Annotated in this window: 16 protein-coding genes; 13 read left to right on the forward strand and 3 right to left on the reverse strand. The window is 38.3% G+C overall.

Annotated features, from left to right (window positions below):
• The first annotated feature begins 99 nt into the window (after window positions 1–99).
• The 7 genes from BUB87_RS03565 (at window position 100) to BUB87_RS03590 (ending at window position 8,076) form a co-directional block, all read left to right on the forward strand.
• Window positions 100–1,374: a homoserine dehydrogenase gene (locus BUB87_RS03565; protein WP_200792757.1), complete on the forward strand. Its 1,275-nt coding sequence runs from the start codon at window positions 100–102 to the stop codon at window positions 1,372–1,374.
• 18 nt (window positions 1,375–1,392) lie between these two features.
• Window positions 1,393–2,271: a methylenetetrahydrofolate reductase gene (locus BUB87_RS03570; RefSeq protein ID WP_073341843.1), complete on the forward strand. Its 879-nt coding sequence runs from the start codon at window positions 1,393–1,395 to the stop codon at window positions 2,269–2,271.
• On the forward strand, window positions 2,261–4,618 hold the full coding sequence (locus BUB87_RS03575) for a homocysteine S-methyltransferase family protein (RefSeq protein WP_234945942.1): 2,358 nt from the start codon (window positions 2,261–2,263) through the stop codon (window positions 4,616–4,618). Before BUB87_RS03570 ends, BUB87_RS03575 begins: the two co-directional genes overlap by 11 nt.
• Before the next feature lie 124 nt (window positions 4,619–4,742).
• Window positions 4,743–6,326, forward strand: a complete 1,584-nt coding sequence (gene murJ, locus BUB87_RS03580; protein WP_073341844.1) for a murein biosynthesis integral membrane protein MurJ — start codon at window positions 4,743–4,745, stop codon at window positions 6,324–6,326.
• A 35-nt stretch (window positions 6,327–6,361) separates the two neighbouring features.
• Complete coding sequence (locus tag BUB87_RS14945; protein WP_327021779.1) at window positions 6,362–6,472, forward strand: fumarylacetoacetate hydrolase family protein; 111 nt, start codon at window positions 6,362–6,364, stop codon at window positions 6,470–6,472.
• A gap of 16 nt (window positions 6,473–6,488) precedes the next feature.
• Window positions 6,489–7,148: a trehalase-like domain-containing protein gene (locus BUB87_RS03585; protein WP_073341846.1), complete on the forward strand. Its 660-nt coding sequence runs from the start codon at window positions 6,489–6,491 to the stop codon at window positions 7,146–7,148.
• 31 nt (window positions 7,149–7,179) lie between these two features.
• On the forward strand, window positions 7,180–8,076 hold the full coding sequence (locus BUB87_RS03590) for a selenium metabolism-associated LysR family transcriptional regulator (protein ID WP_073341848.1): 897 nt from the start codon (window positions 7,180–7,182) through the stop codon (window positions 8,074–8,076).
• Window positions 8,077–8,219: 143 nt separating this feature from the next.
• Here BUB87_RS03590 and BUB87_RS03595 read toward each other — a convergent pair whose 3' ends face one another.
• On the reverse strand, window positions 8,220–9,302 hold the full coding sequence (locus BUB87_RS03595) for a glycoside hydrolase family 172 protein (protein WP_073341849.1): 1,083 nt from the start codon (window positions 9,300–9,302) through the stop codon (window positions 8,220–8,222).
• 155 nt (window positions 9,303–9,457) lie between these two features.
• Between BUB87_RS03595 and BUB87_RS03600 the strand changes: the two genes are divergently transcribed.
• The 3 genes from BUB87_RS03600 to BUB87_RS03610 all read left to right on the forward strand — a co-directional run bounded on the left by BUB87_RS03600 (window position 9,458) and on the right by BUB87_RS03610 (window position 14,990).
• Complete coding sequence (locus tag BUB87_RS03600) at window positions 9,458–12,457, forward strand: glycosyl hydrolase family 2 protein (RefSeq protein WP_073341851.1); 3,000 nt, start codon at window positions 9,458–9,460, stop codon at window positions 12,455–12,457.
• A 247-nt stretch (window positions 12,458–12,704) separates the two neighbouring features.
• Complete coding sequence (rlmD, locus tag BUB87_RS03605; protein ID WP_073341852.1) at window positions 12,705–14,063, forward strand: 23S rRNA (uracil(1939)-C(5))-methyltransferase RlmD; 1,359 nt, start codon at window positions 12,705–12,707, stop codon at window positions 14,061–14,063.
• 21 nt (window positions 14,064–14,084) lie between these two features.
• Window positions 14,085–14,990 (forward strand): ribonuclease Z, encoded by a 906-nt coding sequence (locus BUB87_RS03610; protein WP_073341854.1) that lies wholly within the window; start codon window positions 14,085–14,087, stop codon window positions 14,988–14,990.
• A 21-nt stretch (window positions 14,991–15,011) separates the two neighbouring features.
• Here the strand turns inward: BUB87_RS03610 and BUB87_RS03615 are convergent, their stop codons facing one another.
• Window positions 15,012–16,052 (reverse strand): uroporphyrinogen decarboxylase family protein, encoded by a 1,041-nt coding sequence (locus BUB87_RS03615; RefSeq protein ID WP_073341855.1) that lies wholly within the window; start codon window positions 16,050–16,052, stop codon window positions 15,012–15,014.
• 189 nt (window positions 16,053–16,241) lie between these two features.
• Between BUB87_RS03615 and BUB87_RS03620 the strand changes: the two genes are divergently transcribed.
• The 3 genes from BUB87_RS03620 (at window position 16,242) to BUB87_RS03630 (ending at window position 18,704) form a co-directional block, all read left to right on the forward strand.
• On the forward strand, window positions 16,242–17,024 hold the full coding sequence (locus tag BUB87_RS03620; RefSeq protein WP_073341857.1) for a sugar phosphate isomerase/epimerase family protein: 783 nt from the start codon (window positions 16,242–16,244) through the stop codon (window positions 17,022–17,024).
• Window positions 17,025–17,126: 102 nt separating this feature from the next.
• Window positions 17,127–18,218 carry a uroporphyrinogen decarboxylase family protein gene (locus BUB87_RS03625; RefSeq protein WP_084110846.1) on the forward strand — a complete coding sequence of 364 codons (1,092 nt, stop codon included), beginning with the start codon at window positions 17,127–17,129 and terminating at the stop codon, window positions 18,216–18,218.
• Between the two features lie 42 nt (window positions 18,219–18,260).
• Window positions 18,261–18,704, forward strand: coding sequence for an S-ribosylhomocysteine lyase (locus BUB87_RS03630; protein ID WP_073341858.1), 444 nt, complete (start codon window positions 18,261–18,263; stop codon window positions 18,702–18,704).
• A gap of 26 nt (window positions 18,705–18,730) precedes the next feature.
• Here the strand turns inward: BUB87_RS03630 and BUB87_RS03635 are convergent, their stop codons facing one another.
• Window positions 18,731–20,332 carry a Na/Pi cotransporter family protein gene (locus BUB87_RS03635; RefSeq protein ID WP_073341860.1) on the reverse strand — a complete coding sequence of 534 codons (1,602 nt, stop codon included), beginning with the start codon at window positions 20,330–20,332 and terminating at the stop codon, window positions 18,731–18,733.
• Window positions 20,333–20,519: the final 187 nt, after the last annotated feature.

Raw genomic sequence — 20,519 nt, forward strand, 5'->3', positions numbered from 1 at the left:
TTTGCTATGTTATTGCGCTTATTGTGTTTTTGTGATATTATGTATTTACTTTATAAACATATGTACTTATATCATAAACATTCAGGAGGTATGTAAATGATAAATATAGGTATCTTGGGTCTTGGAACAGTAGGTTCTGGTATTATAAGAATTTTTAATGAAAACAGTGAATTGATAAAAAAGAGAATAGGTGATAAGATAAATGTAAAAAAAGTATTGGTAAGGGATTTACATAAAAATAGGGATGTAGAAATAGATAAAAACCTGCTTACGACAAACCCCGATGATGTGCTACAAGATCCAGAAATAGATATAGTAGTAGAAGTTATAGGTGGTATAAACCCTGCGCTGGATTTTGTATTAAAAGCCATTGAAAACAAAAAACATGTGGTAACAGCAAATAAGGAAATGATGGCGAAAGAAGGGTGGGAGATATTAACCCTGGCTAGAAAGAAAGGAGTTGATGTTTATTATGAGGCAAGTGTTGCAGGTGGCATACCGATCATAAGGCCAATGAAGGAATCTTTGACGGCCAATAAGATTGAGGAGATACTGGGCATAATAAATGGAACGACAAATTATATACTCACAAAGATGGCAAAAGAAGGTAAAGAATATGAAGACGCGCTTCGAGAGGCGCAGAATCTGGGTTATGCTGAGGCTGATCCTACTTCTGATGTAGAAGGTTATGATGCGAGATACAAATTAGCTATTTTAGCGACATTAGCCTTTGGAACTAAAGTAAATGTTATGGATATATATACAGAAGGTATTACCAGAGTAACTAAAACCGATATAAAATACGCAGAAGAGTTAGGATATGCTATAAAGCTTCTGGCTATAGGTAGGCAAAGGAAGGACGGATTAGAACTCAGAGTGCATCCAGCTTTTATAGAAAAAAACCATCCATTGGCACAAGTAAATGATGTGTTTAATGGTATTTTTATAAAAGGGAATGCCATAGGCGAAATAATGTTATACGGTAGAGGGGCAGGGCAGATGCCTACAGCCAGTGCTGTAGTCGCTGATATTATAGATATCATAAGAAATATCAAAGCAGGAACTGTAAACAGGGTTGTAAGTGAGTACGATGACTATATACCTGTGATCGATATGAATTCTATTGTAAGCAGGTATTATATAAGAATAAGAGTAAAAGATAAACCTGGTGTCATGGCGTCAATTGCCAAGGTATTTGGTGATCACGGCGTGAGTTTACAGTCGATTATACAGAAGGATACGAAAGGAGAAGAAGCGGAAATAGTTTTATTCACCCATGATATTGTTGAAAAATCCATAAGCGATGCGCTGGTAGAAGTTAGGCTTATTCCAACGGTTATAAAAGTTGAAAGCGTGATAAGAGAAATTAGATAAGGAGATGAAGCAAACAAAATGATTAAATTAAAGGATAAGCTGCAGAAAAATGAGTTTGTTATAACTGCTGAAGTGGAATCACCAAAGGGTCCAGATTTTGGAGATGAACTAAACAGGATAAAAAAGCTCTATGGCTATGTAGATGCGGTTAACATCTGTGACAACCCCATGGCCAATTTAAAAATGAGTCCCATAGCGTTGTCTCATATTATACATGAGCAGCTTGGCATTGATACTATTTTTCATCTTACGTGTAGGGACAGAAGTCTTCTTGGTTTACAATCGGAGCTTTTAGGAGCTTGGGCATTAGGGATTACAAATATTCTTACCCTTACGGGTGATGATCCTAAAAAAGGTGACAATCCTACTTCCACAGGAGTCTTTGACTGTGATTCAGTAGGGCTTGCCAGGATTGCCAATAGCCTCAATAATGGGTATGATATAAGTGGCAATAAATTAAATGCAAAAACAGCTTTTCTTATTGGAGGCGTTTTAAACCCCTTTGATTCTGACGCAGAAATAGAAAAAATGAAACGCAAAATTGATGCAGGTGTTACGTTTTTTCAAACGCAACCGGTTTACGATGTAGATGCATATAAGAGGTTTATTGACAGGGTTGGCAATTTAAATGTTAAAATAATAATGGGTATAATGCCTTTGAAATCGTATAAGATGGCAATTAATTTTAACGAAAAGGTTCCTGGAATTAATATACCTGAGCATATAATAAAAAGATTAGCAGAAGATCCTTCTTGTGGCATAAAAATTGCCATTGAAATTGCTAAAAAGGCTAAAGATTTTGCTGATGGTGTTCATATTATGCCTCTTGGAAGATTAAACGCAGTTGTGCAGATCGCTGAAGAATTGGGAAGAGGAGGTAAACGGTTTGAACTTTAAGGATTTAATCAATGGGGAAATAGCGTATTTGGATGGCGCTATGGGGACTATGCTGATGGCAATGGGATTTAAAGATGGGTGTCCCGAGCTATTAAACGTTCAAAATCCTGATATCATAAGGAAGATACATGAACAATATCTTGATGCAGGAGCACAAATTATTGAGACGAATACCTTTGGTGGCAATAGGATTAAGCTCAGGGAATGGGGTCTTGAAAACAGATTAGTAGAGCTAAATACTGCTGGCATAATGTTGGCCAGGAAAACGGCCCAAAGGTATGGGGCTCTCGTAGCCGCATCTGTTGGTCCTACAGGCAAATTGGTTCAGCCTGTAGGGGATTTTTCATTTGACGAAGCTTATGAGACTTTTTATGAACAGATAAAGGTATTATCAGAGGCTGGTGCTGATATCATACTCATTGAAACCATGTCGGTTTTAAATGAGGCAAGGGCTGCAATCCTTGCGGCAAAAGCAGCTACCGATAAGCCTGTTATGTGTTCTATGACCTTTGACCAAACAGGTCGTACTCTTTCAGGAACTGACGTAGAGACAGCGGCTATAGTTCTATCTTCTTTGGGAGTTGATGCTGTAGGCATAAATTGTTCGCTGGGACCTCGTGAGATGATACCATTGGTTCAAAAGATGGTGAAGGTTAGCAGAGTACCTGTTTTTGTTCAACCTAACGCTGGTTTACCCACCGTAGAAGGCAATAATGTGGTATACCCTGTAACTCCTGAAGAGTACTCTGATAGCTGTAAGCTGTTTGCACAAGCTGGGGCGTCTATAATAGGTGGATGTTGTGGAACGACGCCCATGCATATAAAAAAGATGGTTCAGTCAGGCCTAAATAAAGTAACTGTTGAGGTAAATAAAAAAACGACATTGGCATCAGCAGTAAAATCCGTTCAAATAGATGATAAATCGCCGTTGTTGATAATCGGTGAGAGAATTAACCCTACGGGGAAAAAAGAGCTCGCAAGGGCTATAAAAGATGGAGATATATTTTACGTAGTCCAAGAGGGATTGGATCAGGTAAAGGCAGGTGCAGATGTGCTTGACATAAACGTAGGAGTACCGGGCATTGATGAAGCCAGGACAATGGTAGATGTGGTGTCAGAGCTACAGATGATGGTAAGAGTGCCTCTTTGTATAGATTCTTCTGATCCCGAAGCTATCGAAGGCGCATTGAGGTGCTATCAGGGTAAAGCATTGGTCAATTCAGTAAATGGCAAAGAAGATAGCATGAATACGATATTGCCGATAGTGAAAAAGTACGGTGCGGCTGTTATCGGGCTTACAATGGATGAGAGAGGTATACCTGAAAAAGCGGACAGAAGATTTGACATAGCAAAAAGGATTGTAGATAGGGCTTTAAGTTACGGTATTCCACTTGAAGATATATTTATTGACTGTATTACATTAACTGCCAGTTCTAATCAAGAATCTGTTATGGAAACAATAAGGGCTATAGAACTTGTCAAACAAAATCTCGGAGTTAAGACGATATTGGGCATCAGCAATGTGTCTTTTGGTCTTCCGGAAAGAAAAAAGCTCAATGCAGCTTTTTTAGCTATGGCCATAGGAGCAGGCCTGGATGCAGTGATAATAAATCCGGCTATTGAGGAGTACAAACATATAATAAAAGCTGCAGAGGTTTTATCGGGTAGAGACGAAGGGGCAGAAAGGTATATTTTGGCTTATAGCAAAAAAGGCAAGGGCGATAGTGAAGTTATAACTGCTTCAGGCACTCTGTACGAAAGTATCCTGGACGGACATAGAGCTCAGGCTGTAGAAGCGGTTAAAATAGAATTAGAGCAAAGAGAACCATTGGAGATAATCGATAAGATAATAGTGCCAGCTTTAAACGAGGTAGGTGCAAGGTATGAGTCTGGGGAATACTTCTTGCCACAGCTTATCAAGTCGGCAAATGCGGTACAGGGAGCGTTTGAGATTATAAAAGAAAGGTTTCCATCTGCAGGTAAAACTAAAGGGAAAATTGTTCTTGCCACGGTAAAGGGAGATATTCATGATATAGGGAAAAACATCGTAAAAGCTCTTTTAGAAAACTATGGGTATAACGTGATAGATTTAGGTAAAGATGTACCACCTGAAGTTATACTGGATACCGTGGTTCAGAATGGCGCGGGTCTTGTAGGTTTAAGTGCACTTATGACAACCTCTCTGAAAGCTATGGAAAAAACGGTCAAGCTTATAAAAGAAAACACGCAATGCAAGGTAATGGTGGGTGGAGCTGTGGTTACAGAGGATTATGCTAAAAGTATAGGTGCTGATTTCTATGGAAAAGATGCTATGGAAGCAGTTAAAATAGCTGAAAAAGTATTTTGATCTTGTACAAATTTACGATTAATTGTATAATAATAGCTAAGACAATAGGTTTTATCTTTGCTAATTCATTGATAATATATAATAATTCACTGTTATTTAGGTTAAATAAAAAGAGAGGGATAACATGCCTAAGCCTAATGCCGTTAAAGTCGCAAAAGCTGCTGGAACGATTATGATACTGGCCTTTGTAAGCAAAATAATGGGCTTTGTGAGGGAAACAGCGCTGGCTGCAAGATTCGGAGCCAGCGTTGCATCTGATTCTTATGTGATGGCAACGACAATACCACTGGTGGTGTTTCAAATGATTGGCAGCTCAATAGGGACGACATTTATTCCGGTTTTTACTGAATATATGACTAAAGAAGGCAAAGAAAAGGCCTATGAACTCACTAATAATGTAATAAATATCATATTGTTTCTGAGCATAGCAGTATCAATTGTTGGCATATTATTTTCGCCTGTTTTAGTGAGATTAATAGCTCCAGGGTACAGTGGAGAAAGGTATTTTTTGACTGTTACAATGACGAGGATCATGTTTCCTATTGTCGTATTTATCGGACTTGCCAATGTAATTACAGGTGTATTGCAGGCCCAAAACCATTTTACTGTACCAGCTTTCATAGGAATCCCTTATAATTTTATTATTATTATAACATTGCTGTTTTTTGCAAAAAGCTTTGGCATTTTTGCTGTGGCTTTAGCGACTGTTGTAGCAACGTTAACGCAGGTACTGGTACAGCTTCCCGACATGTATAAACTTGGTTATAGATATAAATTTATATTAAATTTTAAACATCCTGGAGTACTTAAAATATTTGCACTTGTTTTACCTGTTTTGATCGGTTCAGCAGTTAATCAAATCAATATTGTAGTTGATAAAGCATTTGCGTCTGGTCTGCAGGAAGGTGCCGTAGCTTCTCTCAATTATGCTAATAGACTCAATGGCTTTGTGATGGGTATTTTTGGAATGGCCATATCCACAGTTATTTATCCCACACTTTCAAAGCATATCTCTTTAAATGATTATGATAATTATAGAAAATCTTTTAAGTTGGCTGTAAATGCTATATTTATGATCATGGTGCCTATAACAGCTATAACCATTCTTTTGAGAACGCCTATCGTTAGTATAGTGTACAGGAGAGGAGCTTTTGATGAAAGGGCTACCTATATGACATCTATTGCACTGCTCTATTATGCTGTGGGTATGACAGCTTTTTCAGTAAGAGATGTTATTAACAGAGCGTTTTACTCATTACAGGATACTCGAACTCCTATGGTGTACGGCGTATATGCTGTAATCATTAATGTAATATCAAATCTGTTGCTGGTAAGGATCATGGGAGTCGGAGGTTTGGCGTTTTCTACTTCTCTTGCAGCTATTTTTACTTCTATTTTCTTGTTTTTTGCTCTTAGAAAAAGATTAAATGGCATTGGCGGAACAGATATGTTAATTACTATGGGCAAAATATTGATATCTACAGGCTTTATGATTGTAGCTATTTATGCTTTAAATCATGTGGCTATATTTACGAAGCTGTCTGCAAAGGGTGTTGGTGGCTGGATTCTCTCTTTTTTAGGAGCGTCATCGATAGGTCTTTTTATATATCTTTTGGTCCTCGCGGTATTGGGGGTGGAGGAGTTAAAATTTGCTAAAGGGATGGCTGTAAAAATACTGGGTAAATACAAACTGGCAAAGGGCCATTGATGGAGGAGATTATATGAAAATATTGCGGTTTTTTTATGAGGTGTTTACTTACCGGAACACCTGCAGGAGTAGGCCTCGTTAAATCAGGTGATGTGATAAAATTTACTATCACAGGTATAGGTACGCTGGAAAGCTATATAAAATAACTTATGAGGTGGTAAGATGAGAAAGGATTGTTGTTCTTTTATTGGCAATAGTACTACAGCGGCTGCCATATCTGATAAGCTGAGCGTGGATTGGCTCTGTATACCGTCGTTGAGTAAATTTCCTTTATTTGCATCCACAATTGATTCAAAGGTTGGGGGCAACATTACACTGGATATAGGAGAAGAATACACGCCGGTATACCAGAAATATTTAAATCCTTATAATGTTCTGGAGACAGTGTGCAAAACATCGACGCTCAGGGTTGCTTCTATAGATTATATAATTGAGAATAAAAGGGCACTTATAAGGGATCTGGAGATAGAGAATATATCGCCTACGGTGGCAAGGTTTACTCCTAAAATTAAGGTAAATCCCACTTTGGTAAATGGGCATAGTGTGGTTGTCAAAAACTTAAACGATTTAATTATAGTTTCGGATGAAAAACTATGCTTTATTATTGGTGCATCAAAGGCATTTAAAGATATAATGTTAAATCCTGGACAGGCGTATAAGGTGAAAATCATTGTGGCTTTTGGGGAAAGCTATGTTGAGGCTCAATGTAATTTTTCAGATGTGATGAATTTTGATGTAAGTAAAGATTTAAATTGGTGCAATAGATCGATGAGTTTAAATGGCCCGGAAAGTGTTATTCCTACCTGCTATGCTATGAAATAATAATAAGTAAAGCATACGAAGTGTTAAGAGTATGATGGATCTAGATTTATTGATATTCAAGGCTGTGGCTGATAAGGGTAGTTTTTCAAGCGCGGCAAAAGAGCTTCATATGACTCAACCTGCTGTAAGTTTTCACATTCAGGCGCTGGAAGAAAGCCTTGGCGCAAAATTATTCGATAGAAGCAATAAGAGAGTTATATTAACAGCTGCGGGGAGGGCATTTTATGCTCATGCGAAAAAGATATTAAGTGAATACGAAGAAGCTCGAAAAGCAGTTTTGGAAACCACAGGGCTCATAAGTGGCACATTATCACTTAGCGCCAGTCTTACTATAGGGGAATACATGGCACCTGGTCTTATCGGTAAATTTATTCAAAAGTATCCGGATGTTAAGTTTTTGTTGCAGATCGAAAATACAGAAAAAACAGCAAAGATGGTCCTTGATAAATCTATAGACATTGGCTTGGTGGAAGGTCCTGTGGAAGAGAAAGCTTTGGATGTTATAAAGCTTTACGATGATGAACTTGTAGTGATATTTCCAAAGAAAAAAAACGAAGAAAGGGATCTAATAACAATAGATGATTTTCTAAGATATCCTCTTATAATGCGAGAAAGAGGCTCCGGGACAAGAAGGGTTTTTGAAGATGTACTGAAAAGCCATGGGATTAATCCGGAGTCATTAGATATTACTCTAGAATTGGGAAGCAATCAAGCTATAAAAGAAGCTGTTATAGCAGGGTTAGGTATTTCTGTATTGTCAAAGATTGCTATAACAAGAGAATGCAAATATGGTCTATTAAACTTTTCGCGGATAAAGGATTTGTCGTTTTTTAGAACGTTTAACATAATTATAAATAAAAATAAAATCCTCCTGCCTGTAGAAAGGGAGTTTATTAAATTCGCTGTTGATTATGGGAAAACTATATAGATAGTATTGATTGGCAAGGCTCAAAAGGGCTCTATTGCGGATACAATGCCGGTAAAACTAAGGGCTGCGGCAAAAGAATTACACGCAGCCCTTTCTTTGTAGTTATAGGCCTTACATGTGGAGGTCTTTTTCTCGCATCAGCGTCATATGACTTCCAGATAGTCCGCATCAGGGAACGGCGGGAATGGGTTGTGAGGTTCTTTTTGATACCAAAAGCCCACTGATGCTATATCGTCCTGCAGCGGCAGGTACCTCCCTCCTGAACGCCAGCCTAAAGCCTGTATGGTTACTCTGAGATCCGATTCAAACCGTATGGGGTCCATTATATGCCAACGGTACATGCCGAAACGCTGTTGAGTTCTATAAAGCCCATCTGGCTTGATGACCTGGGAAAGGCCCGAGTACAGGGAGGAGAATACCCCATATTGTCCTGGTGGAAATTCAAAATTCCAGGCTCCTCCAAAATAATCTTCGGTTCCTGTGCCGCATATGGTTGGGAATTCTTTATCGCCGTCTAAGTAAAATTTTACTTCGCCTTCACCCCACCAGCCGTTGTTATTTACGCCCCATGCGATGTAAGTGCCCACATAATGACCCTGCCCTTTTACTCCGTCGAGGATTGTGTGAACTTCTTTATATTTAAGAGGGTTATCCCGTCGCCATTGTGCGTGAAAATAACCGACATTATCAGGTATATCTGTCAATGTATAGTCTATTTGATAGAATAATGTTACAGGTTTGTCTTTTAGATTTTCTATAGTTATTTTTGCTGATTTTTTAAAGGGCATGGTCCAGTACGAATTCATTCCACCGGCAGGATTTACGGCAACGGCTAAAGAGTTGACGTTACTCCGTTCACACCATCCATTACAGAAAAAGTCGCCGTAGGGTGTCTCTACTGAAGGATACTCTTCTCCATCCCAGTACATCCTTAAGACAAGGGAACGCCATGCATCGGGGAAACAGGTCATCCATATGTGTTGAATAGCGCCGGGACCTTCTATGTCGGCTAGAGTAAAAACGCTTTTCTCAGGGATATTTATAGAAGGTGAGATCTTCCATCCCTGCCCCAAATCTCTGGCGCATTCTTTGCCGGTTCCTTCAGTAGCCATTCCGCCCTTTCCTTTTTCACCGGTAAAATTTTCTGCGCTTATGGATCTGGTTTTTGCGTTGGATAAAAGAGGCAGGTTGCCTAAACTTAAACCTATTCCATTAAAGTTTATCATTTTATCCCCCCAGTCTATCATTATCATTTACTTACATATTTTAGCACTATAATTTTGAATTGACAATAGCCGAGAAAGCGTTGATTTTATCTATTGTTATGTTATTATTATAATAGTGAATATCCATATTAGCTAAAAACAGGGGGGATTGTACAATGGACTTTAAGCAATTTAAAAATCCTGGGGCGATTTACAGAAGTGCACCATTCTGGAGCTGGAACGATAAACTGGACAAAGAGGAGCTTAAGAGACAGATAGATGAGATGGCTGAAAAAGGTTGGGGTGGTTATTTTATGCACTCCCGTGTAGGGCTGGTTACAGGTTATCTGTCTCAAGAGTGGATGGAGATGATAAAGACCTGCGCAGAAGAGGCAAGGGCTACCGGTACATATGCATGGCTGTATGATGAAGATAAATGGCCTTCAGGTTTTGCTGGAGGGGAGGTTCCTGAGGCTGATGAAAAATACAGAAGTCGCGCTCTGGTTTTATTAAAACCCGATGAGGTTACTGAAAACGATACGATCATGTTGCATGTAGAATGGGAAGGGCAACAATATAATATATGTAAAAGAATATCACCAATGGGCGACTTGTGGTTTAATGGAACCAGCTATGTAGATCTTATGAACCCTGAAGCAGTTAAAGCTTTCCTGAACTGTACCCATGAAAGATATAGGCAAGCGGTGGGAGAGTATTTTGGAAAAGAGATACCGGGCATTTTTACCGATGAGCCGTGCTATCTCATGGAGGGACATTATAGTCAGCCGGCGGTGCCATGGTCTGATTACCTTCCAGAATTTTTTAAAAAATTAAAAGGTTATGCTATTGAAGAGCATCTAAAAGAACTTTTCTTTGATACGGGAGATTATCGGAAAATAAGGTTTGATTTTTATGATGCAGCTACAAGGTTGTTTATAGAGAGCTGGACAAAACAGTATTACAATTGGTGCGAAAAAAACAATCTCAAGATGACAGGACATTTTATGGCGGAAGATAGCTTGCCATATCAGACCCAATGGATAGGTGCGGCCATGCCCCATTATGAATTTATGCATTGGCCAGGAATTGATAAGCTGGGAAGGAATGTCCAGCAGCTGGTGACAGTGAAACAGGTATCGTCAGTGGTGGATCAGCTGAATAAAGAGAGGGCTTTTTGCGAGGTCTTTGGCTGCGTAGGGCAGCAGGTAAGTTTCTATCATCGCAAATGGATAGCAGATTGGCAGGCTGCATTAGGGATAAGCTTTGTCAATTCCCATCTGTCCTTGTATTCTATGAGAGGAGAGAGAAAGAGGGATTATCCTGCAAACCTCTATTACCAACAACCGTGGTGGGATGATGAGCGCAAGTTTGCTGATTATATTGCCAGAGTAAGCTATGCTGTATCTCAGGGCAAAAGGGATGTGGATATACTGGTTTTACATCCGATATCCAGTGTCTGGAGTGAATACTCACCGCTGCATAAGCGCAATGGCCTGGCCGTGGAGAATAACATTTACAATCAGCCATTTGAGTTCCTGTCAAAAGCGCTTATGGCGGCAAAACTGGATTTTCATTATGGCGATGAAATAATAATGGAAAAACACGCCAGAGTAGAAAATGGGAAATTTATAATTGGCCAACATCAGTATTCCACGGTTATAGTGCCTCCGTCTCTCACATTGAGGTCCAATACTGTAAGGCTTCTAAAAGAATTTGTAGAACAGGCGGGAGCTGAAAGGCTGATTTTCATAAAGCCTATACCTTCGAGAATAGACGGTCTTTCTGGCGATATGAATTTACCCGATGGGGTTATATATGTCGATTCTGTAAACGAGGTTTTGAAAATTGTAGACAGGTATTACAGTGACAGGATCAGGGTAGTGGATAAGGCAACAGGGATGAATGCAGAGAAGGTTTATTGCCATAGCCGCACGTCAAAGGAAGGTAAAAGCATATTTATTGTAAATACGGATGAAAACAGAGAAATAGATGCAGTTGTATCGCTGCCGGGCGAGGAGATGCCATACCTTTTGGACCTTATGAGCGGCGAGGTTTATGAGATACCTTCGGAAATAAAAGGTGGGAGGAGAGAAATTCATATCAAATTATATCCTGCCGGAAGTATGCTGCTGTATTATCCAGTTCAGGAGATAAAAGCACAAAAGGCACCCGATTATCTGGATAGCGGTGTGGCTTTTGCGGATAAAATCAGCGCGGGAAGCACTATTGACGATTGGGAAGTAAAACTGTTAGAGCAAAACGTGTTGCCGCTCAATGATGTTACACTTTATTTAGATGGCGAAAAGGTATTGGAAAATCAACCTGTGGCGAAAGCCTGGCATCAGTACTTTTATAAAGCACCTGATGGGACTCCATTTAGGGCTGAATACACCTTTGAGGTATTAAATATACCTGAGGGAGAGGTATTTGCTGCGATAGAAGTGGCAGAAAACCTGGATAGGATTACCATAAACGGCATTGAAGTAAGGCCATTGAAGCAAAAAGGTGAGCTGGGGGCCTTTAATCCTGAAAAGAGCTGGAAGGATATTAACTTTACAAAAGTACCGCTGTCTGGCTATATCCGCAAGGGATTAAATACCCTGGTACTGGAGGGCAAAAAGGTAAACAACATATCAAATCCGGGTTGCCATGTAAGGGTTGCAGATTTTAAAAACCACGTACCTACAGAGGTAGAAGTGATATATATCGTAGGAGATTTTGCTGTTGTAGATTTTGACAAAAGATATTTTGCTATTGACGGCCAAGCTAAAAAAGCAAACTATAAAGATTTAACCGAGTGTGGTTATCCATTTTATGCTGGTAAAGCCGAATTTACTTCCTATATAGAATATAAGGGCAAAAGCGATAGGACATATTTAGCTGTAAACGATGTGGAGGCCGCATGTATTGAGTTGTATGTCAATGGTCAGTATGTCGATGTTAAGTACTGGAAGCCTTATATATTCGATGTCACGGAGTTATTAAAAGAAGGCACAAATGAGATAAAGATAGTGGCTGCGACGACATTGTTTAACCTTATGGGACCCAACAGGATAGCGGGTATATTAAATGACGAAGGAGTTGGACCCTATACCTTTGTGGATTTCAGAAGGTTTACAGAAAAGTATACGCTGATTCCTTTTGGTATAGGAGGAGCGTCCTTGATTTGCTTATGATTGAGTTAGATATTAGAGGCCGTATGTGGAGGTCAATGCCTTAGCATACGGCCTCTTTTAAGGGTATTGCAGGGGTATTTTTATACGAAATTTAAGGCAGATGCGATTGTATTTTTAAAAAACTTGATGAAATAAGTGTAATTTGTATAATATATGTATATGGAATAACCATCAGAAATTAATCGTTTATATTATGAAATAACACTGTTTGGGTATGTACTCGTATCAATTTCAATGGGGTGTATTTATGAAAAAGGGACAAGAATTGATTGTAGACATCGTCGACGTTGAGTATCCGGGATATGGTATAGGATATTTTGAGGATTTTAAGGTGAAGATTAAAGGTGCTGTTACCGGACAAAAAGTGAGAGCTATTATAAAAAAGATTAGAGGCAATGTCATAGAAGCTGATGCTGTAGAAATTGTGAAAAGAGCTGCTTATGAACGGGAAGGTATCTGTTCTAGCTTTGGGGCATGTGGCGGATGTACGTATTTAAATATGGATTACGCGGAGCAGCTTAAAATTAAAGAAAATATGGTAAAAAAGCTTTTAGATGGTGCGGGGATAACTCAATATGATTTTTTAGGCATACAGGCAAGCCCATTGGAATTTTCTTACAGAAACAAGATGGAGTTTACATTTGGCAGAGATAGTGCCGGTTCATTGACATTGGGTATGCACAAGAGGGGTAGATTTTTTGAAGTAGTTAATTTAGATACATGTGTGCTGGTGGATGAAGATTTCATTAAAATTTTAAATTGTGCTCTTGAATATGCGGCGAACAATCATTTGCCATATTATGATTCCCGCACGCACAGCGGTTTTTTACGACATCTGGTAGTTCGAAAAGCATTTAAAACAGGGGAGATATTAGTAAATATTGTTACCACAACCCAGATGAATTGTGATTTTGATCAGTTTATTAATGCCATAAAAGATATCAGATTACGGGGAAAAATAGTGGGAATTTTGCATACATACAATGACAGATTATCCGATGCGGTTATTTGCGAAAGGCTTGAGGTGCTGTACGGAAGAGATTATATTATTGAAGAATTACTGGGACTTAAATTTAAGATAAGTCCATTTTCCTTTTTTCAAACTAATACTTATGGTGCTGAAGCATTGTACAATATGGCCAGAAAATTTGCTGGAGATTTAACAGATAAGATCGTTTTTGATCTCTATTGCGGTACAGGGACCATAGGCATTATAATGGCACCTAAGGCTAAAATGGTGATAGGAATAGAGTTGATGGAAGAGGCTGTAAAGGCTGCCCAGGAAAATGCCCGCTTTAACAGACTTTCCAACTGTACGTTCTATACGGGGGATGTGGCCGAAGTGTTGACAAAAATCAATGATAAGCCAGATGTAGTGGTAGTGGATCCTCCTAGGAGCGGCATAGGTCCTAAAGCCATAAATAACATAGTAAAATTCGGACCCGATACAATAGTGTATGTTTCGTGCAATCCCCAAACGCTTGCTGCGGATTTAAGGATTTTTGAGGACGCTGGCTATAAGGTCAAATGTGTAGAGTGTATGGATATGTTTCCTCACACGTACCACGTTGAAACAGTAGCAAGAATTCAAAAGGAATATAACTGAGAGAATACAGGTGGATAGCAAATGTTCGATGTATGTTTATTAGGTACAGGCGGTATGGTGCCGCTTCCATATAGGTATCTTACGTCGTTAATACTGAGGTATAATGGGACGACAATACTCGTCGATTGTGGGGAGGGTACACAGATTCCTCTTCAGGAGCTGCGATGGGGTTTTAAAAGTATCAATGCCGTTTTATTTACGCATTATCATGGCGATCATATAACAGGGTTGCCGGGTATTTTGTATCAGATGCTTAACGCAGAGAGGACCGAAAAATTGATTTTAATGGGGCCTAAGGGAATTAGCATTCTGGAGAATATGATAAATGTGTTGTTTAAAAATATATCGTTTGATATAGAATTTAAAGAGCTAGCCGAGGGTGAGGTTTTAAATATCGGTGATATAGTTGTTAAAAATACACCGGTATGGCATACAGTTACATGCTATGGGTATAGTTTTGAAGTTAAAAGGTTGCCTGAATTTGATGTCGAAAAGGCAAAGAAGCTTAATATTCCAGTAAAGTTATGGAATGCTTTACAGCATGGACAGGTGGTTCAATATGAGGGCCGCATATATACTCCGGATATGGTATGGGGAAAAGAAAGAAAGGGCCTTAAGGTAAGCTATAGTACGGATACACGGCCTACGAAGAGTCTTATAGACCTTATAAAAGAAAGTGATCTGTTTATTGGCGAGGGCATGTACGGCGACGATAAAGACTTGGAAAAAGCCATAGAGAAATGTCATTCCACCTTCAGTGAAACAGCCCATATAGCGAAGGAAGCTAATGTAACTGAATTGTGGCTTACCCATTATAGCCCTTCTCTGGTAAATCCGGTGAAATTTATAAAAAATGCCACATCAATTTTTCCTAATACTGTAATCGGCAAGGATTTGATGATAAAGAGCTTAAAGTTTTCACCATAAGCAAGGTAACCTTATGCATAGTTATACATATTTACCATATTCTTTTGCTGTCTTGACCATAATCCTGGCATTTTCAAAATCAGCGTTAGGAGGATATTCGCAACCAGTGGCCAATATAAAGCCACCATTTTTCTTAAATATGTCAATTTCTCTTTTGCATTCCTCCTCAACCTCTTTAGGTGTGGCACTTATCAACCATGGGGGTGGAACACAGCCTATTAATGTGGTTTTATCACCGTATTTAAGCTTTACTTCTTCGTATGAATTGCAGTCATCGGGAATATGGAGAAAGGATATAGCTTCGGGGTGCATTGTTTGTATTTGTGCATCAAAATATATCCCGTTTCCGCAGTTGTGTACCATGACCATGCAGCCTTTGTCATGAATGTGTTTTGCCAGTCTTTCAACATAAGGTCCTTCCAGATCAAGCCACATTTTTTTGCTCATGATAGATTGAGATGCAAACAAAGTGTCCAACATAATAGCGTGTACACCTGTTTCTATAAGGGCATCTGCATAATCTATTAATGTTTGAGTAATAGCCTCTAAAGCATGTTTTATGGGTTCTGGGTCATCCATTATATCTATAAATAAATCAGCTTGTCCCCGTAGCATACTGACAATTCCCAATGGCCCGAAAACAAAGGCGACAATAGGGACTTCCTTGCCTTTGGCTTTTGTTAATAAATTACATAATTTTATATGTTCACTCATCCTGGGTGTTTTGCGGGGATTTATTGGCTCAATCTTGCGGTAGTCATCCAGTGATTTAATGAGCCTGTTATATATATCGGGTTCTGCTGCTTTGTCTTTATAATATACTATCTTTTGACCAAAATCTGCAGCTTCTACAGAAAGGTCTGTCAGGGTACATATGATGTCAAGGTCCAGCATTTCGGTTACTTTTATATATGCTTCTGCACAGACCTCTGCATCTCTTGTCCAGCGCTCATAATCTGCGTTAACTAATCTTCTTGAAATCCCGTTCATTAATGGATACACAGGAACTCTATCTGGTTCTTTATGTTGCAAAGTCAACGAAACCCTTTCAAGTGAATTCATTTTTTAGCCCCCACAAAATTATTTATTTTTAATTTTATAGTAACACTTATTTGTGGTTTAAATCTTGTACTATTCTAAGCTTTTTTGTCATTTACTTATTTATAATATTAAATTTTGAGCTACTTAATTGATTTAAAAAAATCTTTGTGATAACATAAATGATAGAAAAATAAAGGGAGGAGGATTTTTGTGAAGTTAGGTATAATAGGTTTTCCAACTGAAGATAGCATAAAAGCTACCAGTCAATTAGGGCTTAAGTACATAGAATTTTGCATGAATACCAAACCAGAAGAACTATATGATCGCGTAGACGAAATAAAGTCCTATCTTGATAAATATGGTGTAAACGTTTCTGCTATCGGGCGTTGGGGTGTTGATAAGTATACAGCTGATAAAAAGCTGATAGATGAGGAGCTTCAGATATCTTACAATCTTATAGATGCAGCCAGCAAATTAGGTTGTACTGTATTTAATACAGGGTGTAATTATGTAGAGTCTTTATCTTATTATGAAAATTGTACTTTGGCAATAGAGTTTTTATCAAAATTAATTGAATATGGTAAAAGCAGAGGAGTGCGAATAGCCACATATAATTGCCACTGGAATAATTTTATAGTAAACGATATGGCATGGACTCTCATACATGGCTATTTGAAAGATTTGGGAATAAAGTACGATCCTTCCCACGCTAGATATGCTGGTTATGATTATTTGAGTGAAATACAGAAGTGGGGACATAGATTTTATCATATGCATATTAAGGGGTCTTTGATTGTCGATGGCAAACGTGTTGATGATCCCCCAGCAGGTCTAGACCAGACGGATTGGCCAAGTATTTTCGCAATATTGTATGCTAAGGGTTATGATGGCGTTTTAAGTATAGAGCCCCATTCCAGTGTATGGATAGGTGAGTTAGGAGAAAAAGGGATTAAGTATACGATAAATTATATAAGAAAATTAATGCTGGAATAATCAACGAAGCCAAATGCCGACATAGGGACGTCTGATGAATATCCTGATGTAAATAAGAGGTTAGTAGAGTTGGACGTGGTGGTTAAAGAGAGGGGGAGTTGTGTGAAATTACCTTTAGAGAATCCAAATCCTGATATAGATCGATTTATTAGAGTGATTAAAGGTGAGGAGATACCTAAAAAGCCGCCGTTTGTCGAGCTCTTTCTTGATGGTGAGGTCTATAGAGAGATAGCGGTGAATTTTCTGGACAGAGAATGGGTAGAACCAAGGGATAGAAGATCCTTAAAAGCGTATTGGGATAACATTGTGTATGTACAGTATAAAATGGGATATGATTACGTTCGCGTATCAGGGGGATTAGATTTTCCAGGAAAAAGTCGCATAGGAGAAGATACAGCAGGAGAATTGTCCAGAGGTAAAAGAGGTTGGGTTGAAGAAGGAGTGGGGGTTATTTCTTCGTGGGAGGACTATGAAAAATATCCATGGCCTGACCCACAAAAAGCAGACCTTTCAGCGTATGAGCATGTAGCGAATAATTTACCTGAAGGTATGGGTATTTTTGTTTGTCCCTCTAGCGGTTTTTTAGAAATACCATTAGACACGCTGTTTGGTTATGAGAATTTGGCATTTTTGCTTTATGATAATCCTGAGCTGGTAAAGGCTGTTTTTGATAGAGTAGGGAACATTTTATACAGATTTTATGAACAATTAATTGGGCTTCCTCACTTAGTAGGTTTTTTCCAGGGCGATGATATGGGCTTCAAAACATCGACAATGATATCTCCCAATGATTTGAGAAAGTATTCATTGCCATGGCATAAGAAACTGGCTAACTTAGCACATGAAAATGGACTTATATATATGCTTCATTCTTGTGGTAATATTGACAGTATAATGGAGGACTTGATATACGATGTAAAAATAGACGCGAAGCACTCGTTTGAAGATGAGGCTACACCTGTGATAGAATTTAAGCAAAAGTATGGAGATAAAATTGGCGTTTTAGGTGGCATTGACATGGATAAACTGTGCCGCTTAGAAGAGAATGATTTAAGGGCGTACGTGAGAAATGTACTGGACAGGTGCATGCCAGGAGGGAGATATGCATTGGGGTCCGGGAACACCGTTGCCAATTATGTGCCGCTGAAAAACTATTTTATTATGTTAGATGAGGGTTTAAAGTGGGGAAATTAGATTTTGCAAAAAGTTAATATTGAATATTGGAGGTTTTGCGTCATGAATATAAAGGTGGAGAGTTTTCAACTGGATCATAGAATGGTTAAAGCGCCATATGTAAGAAAGGCTGGACAGCTTACGGGACCTAAAGGTGATATAATAACGAAGTACGATATAAGGCTCATACAGCCTAATACCGATGCTATACCGACCGGTGGAATGCATACCCTGGAACATTTATTTGCTACGTATTTTAGGGATTATATGGATGGTATCATAGATATCTCACCTATGGGTTGCAGAACGGGATTTTACTTGATTAAATTCGGCGATACGCCTGTAGAAGAGGTAAAGGGTGTTTTAAAGAAGGTTTTGAAAAAGGTCCTTGAAACAAAAGAGGAAGATGTACCGGCTACCAATGAGATACAATGCGGCAATTATCGTGATCATTCTCTATTTACAGCCAGGGAATACGCAAAGTATGTACTCGATAAGTTGGAGTAAAAAAGTTCGATATATATCGAACTTTTTTACTTTCCGATAAATACTTCTGCTATTCTTTGAATGTGATCCTGAATCCTTGCCATGTGGCTTACAACATCCAAAAATATCATGCTGGTTTCGGGCAAGCAATCACCAATGCTCAATCTCTTGATGTGGTTTGATCTTATAGTGTTTTGGATATTTTTAGCTTCCTGGCATTTATCTAATATTTTTTCCACTAAGGTGCTATCTTTTTTTTCAAGGGCTTTTATGAGCTCTTCTAATAAATTCATTGTTATCAATTTTAAATCGCTTAAATCCTTTAAGGCCTTTTGTGAAAAAGAGATTTTATTTAAGTTTATATAATCTGCTAAATCAGCTATTTTTTCAGCGTGATCACATATTCTTTCAAATTCGTTTAAGTAATTAAAATAGGAAGTAATATTTGAAACCTGTTCTGGAGCGATCACATTTGAAGATACCTTTGATAAAAATTTGGCTATATTTCTGTCTAGCTTGTCTACATATTCTTCATTCTCTTTTACTATTGGGACATAATCCAGCTTTTGCTCAAAATATGCCTTAAAAGCCATTTTTAGAGTCTCGGCTGAGAGCCTGGCCATTCTCAGTATTTCTTTTTCGACCTGGCTGAGGGCTATAATAGGTGTTGCGATAATACGCTCATCTATGTATTTAAATCCTTTCTCAGTTTCTGCATTTTTAGATGGTATCAATTTGGTTACCAATGCAATGAGGAGATTTATAAAAGGCAATTGTATCAATGTATTTAATACATTAAAAAATGTATGAGCATTTGCTATCTGCCTTGCCACATCGGTAGAGGTTCTGACAATTATTGCAGAAAAAGGAGATAACAATCCGACGAATATAACTGCCCCAATAAAGTTAAATATAAAGTGATAAAGTGCTGCTCTCCTAGCATTGCTGTTGGTTTGTGCGCTGGCCACAAATACAGAAAAAGTTGTTCCGATGTTATCACCTATCAATATAGGTAAAGCGATGTCAAGGGTAATCAAGTGTTGTATAGCCATTGCCTGTAACAACCCTATTGTAGCACTGCTATTTTGTATCAAAGTTGTCATAGCAATACCCAATAGAATTCCGTATAGAGGATGTTCCGATAACTGCGCTATAAGTATGTTAAAAGAAGGATTGCCTTTAAACGCCATGAATGCTGTAGTCATAATCTGCATACCCAGGAACAAAAAACCAAAGCCTATAAGTACCTCGTTTATTTGCCTATATATTTTGCGCTTAGCAAAAAAATTCATCGATATGCCGATAATCAGCAAAAAAGGTGTAATATATGTGAGCTTAAAAGCTACCAGTTGAGCTGTTATAGTCGTACCTATATTAGCGCCCATAATGACCCCAATAGCCTGTCTTAAGGTCATAACACCTGCATTTACAAATCCTACTACCATGGTTACTGTAGTACTGCTGCTTTGAATCAATACTGTAATGAAACTACCGATGATGATACCAACAATGGGATTTTGAGTAAGTTTTTCTATTAATCTTTTTAGCCCTTCACTGGCAAACTTTTGTATTCCTACCCTTATAACTTTTAAACCATATAAAAATAAGCTTAATCCGGCAAAAATATTAAGGAATGTTAATATGTTCATAAACAAATATCCTCCATAAAATAACACTTACTCTCCTTTATTATAGCAAAGTAAAGTTGAAAATTAAAGCAGTAATGATAAAAGTTTTTAGCTAGCTATATCTGCCTTTTGGTTAAATATGCAAATTATTTTGAACTGTTAAAAATTGATTGAATGGGTAATTTGATTTAAAATAAATCCAGCATAT

The sequence above is a fragment of the Caldanaerobius fijiensis DSM 17918 genome (assembly GCF_900129075.1).
In the GTDB taxonomy this organism is placed as follows: Bacteria; Bacillota; Thermoanaerobacteria; order Thermoanaerobacterales; family Caldanaerobiaceae; genus Caldanaerobius; species Caldanaerobius fijiensis.

What these genes read in the sequence shown, in the direction of transcription:
- BUB87_RS03570 (WP_073341843.1), top strand. Translation starts at nt 1,393, where the DNA reads ATGATTAAATTAAAGGATAAGCTGCAGAAAAATGAGTTTGTTATAACT.
- murJ (WP_073341844.1), top strand. Translation starts at nt 4,743, where the DNA reads ATGCCTAAGCCTAATGCCGTTAAAGTCGCAAAAGCTGCTGGAACGATT.
- BUB87_RS14945 (WP_327021779.1), top strand. Translation starts at nt 6,362, where the DNA reads ATGAGGTGTTTACTTACCGGAACACCTGCAGGAGTAGGCCTCGTTAAA.
- BUB87_RS03585 (WP_073341846.1), top strand. Translation starts at nt 6,489, where the DNA reads ATGAGAAAGGATTGTTGTTCTTTTATTGGCAATAGTACTACAGCGGCT.
- BUB87_RS03590 (WP_073341848.1), top strand. Translation starts at nt 7,180, where the DNA reads ATGATGGATCTAGATTTATTGATATTCAAGGCTGTGGCTGATAAGGGT.
- BUB87_RS03595 (WP_073341849.1), bottom strand. Translation starts at nt 9,302, where the DNA reads ATGATAAACTTTAATGGAATAGGTTTAAGTTTAGGCAACCTGCCTCTT.
- BUB87_RS03600 (WP_073341851.1), top strand. Translation starts at nt 9,458, where the DNA reads ATGGACTTTAAGCAATTTAAAAATCCTGGGGCGATTTACAGAAGTGCA.
- rlmD (WP_073341852.1), top strand. Translation starts at nt 12,705, where the DNA reads ATGAAAAAGGGACAAGAATTGATTGTAGACATCGTCGACGTTGAGTAT.
- BUB87_RS03610 (WP_073341854.1), top strand. Translation starts at nt 14,085, where the DNA reads ATGTTCGATGTATGTTTATTAGGTACAGGCGGTATGGTGCCGCTTCCA.
- BUB87_RS03615 (WP_073341855.1), bottom strand. Translation starts at nt 16,052, where the DNA reads ATGAATTCACTTGAAAGGGTTTCGTTGACTTTGCAACATAAAGAACCA.
- BUB87_RS03630 (WP_073341858.1), top strand. Translation starts at nt 18,261, where the DNA reads ATGAATATAAAGGTGGAGAGTTTTCAACTGGATCATAGAATGGTTAAA.
- BUB87_RS03635 (WP_073341860.1), bottom strand. Translation starts at nt 20,332, where the DNA reads ATGAACATATTAACATTCCTTAATATTTTTGCCGGATTAAGCTTATTT.